Source organism: Nocardia carnea (genome assembly GCF_029868855.1).
GTDB classification, from domain to species: domain Bacteria; phylum Actinomycetota; class Actinomycetes; order Mycobacteriales; family Mycobacteriaceae; genus Nocardia; species Nocardia carnea_A.
The window spans coordinates 1-5,344 of the sequence record NZ_JARWOV010000004.1 but is presented as its reverse complement, the minus strand read 5'-3'; the positions used below and the strand labels follow the sequence as shown (position 1 = coordinate 5,344).

Annotated in this window: 6 protein-coding genes; 3 read left to right on the top strand and 3 right to left on the bottom strand. The window is 66.8% G+C overall.

The features are described from left to right. Nucleotides 1-354: 354 nt before the first annotated feature. Nucleotides 355-882, top strand: a complete 528-nt coding sequence (locus QH195_RS00055) for a peptidase (protein ID WP_280420601.1) — start codon at nucleotides 355-357, stop codon at nucleotides 880-882. Nucleotides 883-967: 85 nt separating this feature from the next. Here the strand turns inward: QH195_RS00055 and QH195_RS00050 are convergent, their stop codons facing one another. Continuing rightward, nucleotides 968-1,342, bottom strand: coding sequence for a hypothetical protein (locus tag QH195_RS00050; protein WP_280433839.1), 375 nt, complete (start codon nucleotides 1,340-1,342; stop codon nucleotides 968-970). A 537-nt stretch (nucleotides 1,343-1,879) separates the two neighbouring features. On the opposite strand from QH195_RS00050, the gene QH195_RS00045 reads away from it, so the two are divergent. After that, on the top strand, nucleotides 1,880-2,611 hold the full coding sequence (locus tag QH195_RS00045; protein ID WP_280433838.1) for a TMEM165/GDT1 family protein: 732 nt from the start codon (nucleotides 1,880-1,882) through the stop codon (nucleotides 2,609-2,611). A gap of 110 nt (nucleotides 2,612-2,721) precedes the next feature. Beyond that, nucleotides 2,722-3,489, top strand: a complete 768-nt coding sequence (locus QH195_RS00040) for an SDR family NAD(P)-dependent oxidoreductase (RefSeq protein WP_195055885.1) — start codon at nucleotides 2,722-2,724, stop codon at nucleotides 3,487-3,489. Nucleotides 3,490-3,568: 79 nt separating this feature from the next. Here the strand turns inward: QH195_RS00040 and QH195_RS00035 are convergent, their stop codons facing one another. Together QH195_RS00035 and QH195_RS00030 are read right to left on the bottom strand one after the other, a co-directional pair. Next, nucleotides 3,569-4,129, bottom strand: coding sequence for a hypothetical protein (locus tag QH195_RS00035; protein WP_280433837.1), 561 nt, complete (start codon nucleotides 4,127-4,129; stop codon nucleotides 3,569-3,571). Nucleotides 4,130-4,487: 358 nt separating this feature from the next. Beyond that, entirely contained in the window at nucleotides 4,488-5,000 is a 513-nt protein-coding gene (locus QH195_RS00030; RefSeq protein WP_280433836.1) for a hypothetical protein, read from the bottom strand. Between the last annotated feature and the right edge of the window lie 344 nt (nucleotides 5,001-5,344).

Here is a 5,344-nt window from a genome sequence, read left to right as displayed (position 1 = left end):
CCGGATATCGCGCTGCCTGCACCCGACCGCGGGTCGCCGCCGGTGTCCGTGATCCCGGAGCCTCGCGGGGTCTCCGGCGCCGGCGTAGTCCCCTGAGACGCGGAAGCACCGAGCGCTTCCACACCTGGCGGCGCACCATGGGGCCCGCGGGCATTTCGGCGTTTCCGGGTGGACTGGCACTCTCTGGTACTTGTGTGCCAGACGACTTCTGGGAGATGCTCGATCTTCACACAACTCGCGGTATGAGCGAGTAGGCCTGGAGGCGGTAGCGAAGCGTTACCGCGCAGTGCCCTTCGCTCATACCCAATAGGCACAGGCGGGCAACGCCGCCCCGGTATCCGTACGGGAGGCATCATGCGCGGCAACGGTCAAATCGGCGTAACGCCGTTCCATGCCGGCGGAACACTGCGCGGTTTCGTGATCTCCGGCCGCTGGCCGGACACGACCAAGGAGTGGTCCCAACTGCTGGTGCTCGCGGTACGCGTGGCGTCCATGCCCGGTCTGCTCACTACCTCGACGGTCTTCGGAGTGCGCGAGGAACTACCCGATGATCCGGCGCCCGATACCGTCGGGCTGGTGATGGCAGAAGGCCCGGTGCTGGGTGAGGAGAGTGTGCAGCCAGGGCTTTTCGGCGAACACACACCACCCGCCCTGTTCATGCTGCATCCACCAGCGGAAACCAATCCCTCGTTACCGGAGTGCACGGGGGCAGCCTCCGGGTGCGTATTGCTGCCGGGCCTGCCGCACCTCGGGCTGGAACACCGGGCCGCCTGGGCCGAAGCCGAAGCAGACGGAACGGTCACTTCCCTGGTCAGCAGGGTCGGGCTGGATCCGATCAGCGATCCCGACACTGCCGTACTGGCCATGCTGCTGGCCGCCTGAACCGAGTGCGAGCCCGGCCGCAAGGCCGGGCTCGTATCGATGCCGTCGTCAGCCGTGCCATCGCCGAAGATGGCCGATTCGCTGGTTACGGCAGTTTCGACAAGATCTCTGTGAGCTTCTCCATGACGGCTTGCTGACCTTGCTGCAAGGTGGCGACGTCGGCGCGCAGCTCGGTCTGCCCGGTTTCGAGCCGGGTCTGCCCGGTTTCGAGCCGAGCCTGCCCGGCCCGCAGCTCCTGGACGTCGGCACGCAGCTTCGTCTGCCCGGCTTCGAGCCGAGCTTGGCCGGTCCGCAGATCTTGGACGTCGGCATGCAGGCTACCGAGCTCCCCGACGACCGCATTGTGGTTGCTATCGATCCGGGCACGAAGACCCCGGACCGATTCCGGTTCCCGATCGCGCTCATTGATTATCTGCACAACCTGGGCTTCCAGAACAGCCAAGCGGTTCTCGATCGACATCTGACGGATCCTCTCGTTGGTCGGTAGTGTACCGATCGACCGGGCCCAGCAGGCTAACGTCCAGTCTCACGGCTCACTGTTCTCGGTTATCCGGCCGCTCGTGCGCCGGAAGTTCTTTCCCACAACTCGCAAGGACACTCCGGCCACGCCCCGGCCCGACCGTCGAGGACCCCGTACTTCGAATCAGGGCTCGCGATCTGGTTGCTGGAGTGATGCCACAAAACCGTTCCGGACGGCCGGACAACGATTATCAGGGTCCCCTAACTATGCCGCTACCTTAGCCAAACTTCTTGTCAGAAGCCATTTTTCACAGTTGCGTGATTGCGACACCGATGTAGGTGCGATAGAGTTGCCGGCAGCGAAGGGGAGTAGCCCCCAATCACGCGGTCGACATACTGACCTCACCGCCCCGCGGCGGGTCCGGTCGCGTGAACCGGTAGCCCGGTGGGCGAGACCTTCGGTCGGACAGCTATCGCGTTGCCGGCCGGAGGCGTACCCGTATCCGGCCGGTGAACCGGAGGATCGGGAGCCCCACGGATGATCGCCACCATCGGACTCGCCATCGGTATCGTCTTCCTTGCCGAACTGGGCGATAAGTCCCAGCTCATGGCATTGACCTTTGCCCTGCGTTATCGCTGGTGGGTAGTGCTCGGCGGCATCACCGCGGCAACCGCCGCCGTGCATGTGCTCTCTGTTGCCATCGGGCACTTCCTCGGCGCCGCCCTGCCCACGACGGCTATTGCCTGGGTCGCGGCGGTGACCTTCCTCGCAGTCGGGGTGTGGACGCTGCGGGAACTCGCCGGCGACGACGGCGAACCCACACCCCCGAGATTCGCCGGCGCCGCGCCCTTCTTCGTGGTCCTCTCCGCGTTCCTGCTGGCCGAACTCGGCGACCGCACCATGTTCGCCACGGCCGCGCTCGCCACCGACAACAACTGGGCAGGGGTCTGGCTGGGGTCGACCATCGGGATGGTCGCGGCCGACGCGCTGGCCATCGCGGTGGGCATTCTGCTGGGCAAGCATCTCCCCGAACGAGCGATCGGTTTCGGTTCGGGGCTGCTGTTCCTGTTCATCGGCGCACTGACCGCCGTGAACACCGGGGCACCCGCGATCGGCCTGCTACCGGCGATCGGTCTGGCATCGGCCGCGCCCGCCGCGGCGGCCGTGACACTGTGGTGGCTGCACACGCGCCGGATGACCAGGGAAACGGCGGTGACCTCGGCAGATACCGCGGATATCGGCGACCGGCAGACCGGCGGACAGCCCTAGCACCTGGTGACCGATCGGCGCAAGGGGACCGTCCACGACCCCGGTGCATCCACGGGTTAGGGTGCAATTGACGTTAGGCCAACTGGCTTGTCACGAACGAGAGGACCATCGTGGAGATTTCGGGTTCCGCCGCCATCGTCACCGGGGGCGCGTCCGGTCTGGGCGCCGCCACCGCCAAGCGTTTCGCCGATCTGGGCGCCACCGTCTTCGGGCTCGACGTACCGCAGTCGATCGAGCGCGCCGGCGACAATGTCCCCGACGGGGTCACCCTGCTCGCCGCCGATGTCACCAGCCACGACGAGGTCGCCGCCGCCGTCGCCAAGGTGGTCGAATCAGGTACCCCGCTGCGTATCGTGGTCAACTGCGCCGGTGTCGGCTGGGCCGGACGCATCCTTTCCAAGAACGGCCCGCACGATCTCGAACTGTTCCGCACGGTGATCACCGTCAACCTGCTGGGCACCTTCAACGTCATGCGACTGGCCGCCGATGCCATCGCCAAGACCGACGCGGTGGACGAATCCGGGCAGCGCGGCGTCGTGATCAACACCGCCTCCGTGGCCGCGTTCGAAGGCCAGATCGGCCAGATCGCCTATTCGGCGTCGAAGGGTGGCGTGCACGGTATGACCGTTCCGGCCGCGCGTGACCTCGCGCAGTTCGGTATCCGCGTCAACACCATCGCCCCCGGCATCATCGACACCCCGATGCTGGCCGGTGTCACCGAGGAATACCGCCAGGGCCTCGAGGCCGGCGTGCCCTTCCCGTCGCGGCTGGGCCGCCCCGACGAGTACGCGCAGCTCTCGCAGTACATCGTCGAGCACGACTACCTCAACGGCGAGACCATCCGCATGGACGGCGCGCTGCGAATGGCGCCGCGGTAACCCTCCGGCTCACAGCATGCGACGCCCGCCGCCCGGAAACGGACGGCGGGCGTTCGTCGTACAGCGGGTAGGCGTGAAGCTACCCGGCGCTCCCGGTCGGGATCCTCGTCCGCCAGGCGTCACAGACGGCGCGATCAGCCCACTCGCGGTCCACACCGTCGGCCCGGCAGCCTTCGCTGGTGTAGCCCTCGCGATCGAGGCCGGAGCGGTCGTAACCCCACCGGTCATAGTCGGAGCGATCGTAACCCCACCGGTCGCGGCCGAACCGATCGAAACCTGAGCGGTCGAACCCCCAGCGATCGAAACCGGAACGATCGAAGCCCGATCTGTCGTAGCCGAAGGTGTCGTAGCCGTCGGTACCGAAGGGATCGGGTGGACCGGGTACAACACAGTGCGGAGCGTGCGCGGGTATACCGTCCGGACAATCGGCGGGTAGCCGCGGCGGCTCGGGCGTCGTAGTCGGTGGTTCCGGCGTCGTAGTCGGCGGCTCGGGCGTCGTAGTCGGCGGCGGCGGTTCCGGCGTAGCGGTGGGAAGCGCCGGCGGGGTCGGCGTGTTCTGTGTCGGTGCCGGCAGCACTGCGGCATCCGGCTCCGCATAGGCAGGGGTGGCCAGAATTATGGGGACCAGCACGGCGCTCAACAGCGCGGTCCTGATCCCGGTACGGTGCCTGCCCCTGCCACTCGTAGCGGCTGTCGACATCATCGATCTCCAATCCGAGCGCACTTCCACGCTTCGACCGGACTATCGCCGCTCTGCGGATTTCCTATACAAACAGCAGGTCCATACAGTCGAGGGTCGGCCGGCTACACCCCGAGCCGGAGCGGAACCGACTGCGGCACAGCGCCTCCGGTAGTGGGCACCTCGCCGGACCCTTCAGTTTCTCGTCGGCCGAATCCGCGGTCCTGTATGCGTTCGGGTAGGTCGGGGGTCTTGCCCGGGTCGGCACCATCCCGGCCGGAAAGCCGGGCGGCGAGCGTTCGCCTTCCCGGTGCGCCTACTACAAAAGGCCGGTTCGATCGGCGAAGGGGCCGGCAGCCGCCACGCGTGCCCGCCAGGCATCGCAGATCCGGCGGATTGCCCACTTCTGATCGTTGCCGTCGATACGGCATCCGTCGCGCGTGTAGTCCCACCGGTCGTAACCGTCCTCGTCGTAACCGTCCTTGTCGTAACCCCACGTGTCGAAGCCGGCGCGGTCATAGCCGTCGCGGTCATAACCCCACCGGTCGAAACCTTCCCTGTCGTAACCGCGGTTATCGCGACCGAATCGGTCATAGCCGTCGCGGTCATACCCCCACCGGTCGTAGCCGTGGCGGTCATACCCCCACCGGTCGTAGCCGGAGGAGTCATAGTCATCGGAGACGGGGGCGAGGTGCGTCGTGATCGGACCGATCCCTGGTTCCGCCGACGCCGGTGCCATTGCCAGGGCGGGGGCAGCGAACAGCGCGCCGAGCAGCGCGATCCGAAGCGAGGTGTAGCGCAATCCACGGCGCGCCGCATTGGTAGTCGACATGATCGATCTCCTATCCGGAACACGATTCACGTATTCCGGATGATCCATCGCCTCTACCCCTTGACGAGTTACAAACCGCAGATGAGCGTCCTGGCGAAATCTTGTGCGTCCGAAAGAGTTCGGATTCTGCGCCGGTCAGCCCCGCCGGGCCGCCCCGGCGGAGCGCAATCGTTGCCGGTGTTCGAGACCACCGCATCCCATGAGCCCATTGAGAATTCAGGCGTTCTGCGATCGTCACCGACGGAGCCGGGAGGAGGCCGCGGGGCGTGCCGCGGGCGCCGGCCCGGGCAGAGCCTACCCGTCCACCCAACGGCGAGGATCTGCGCGAATTTTGCCGGGGCCGG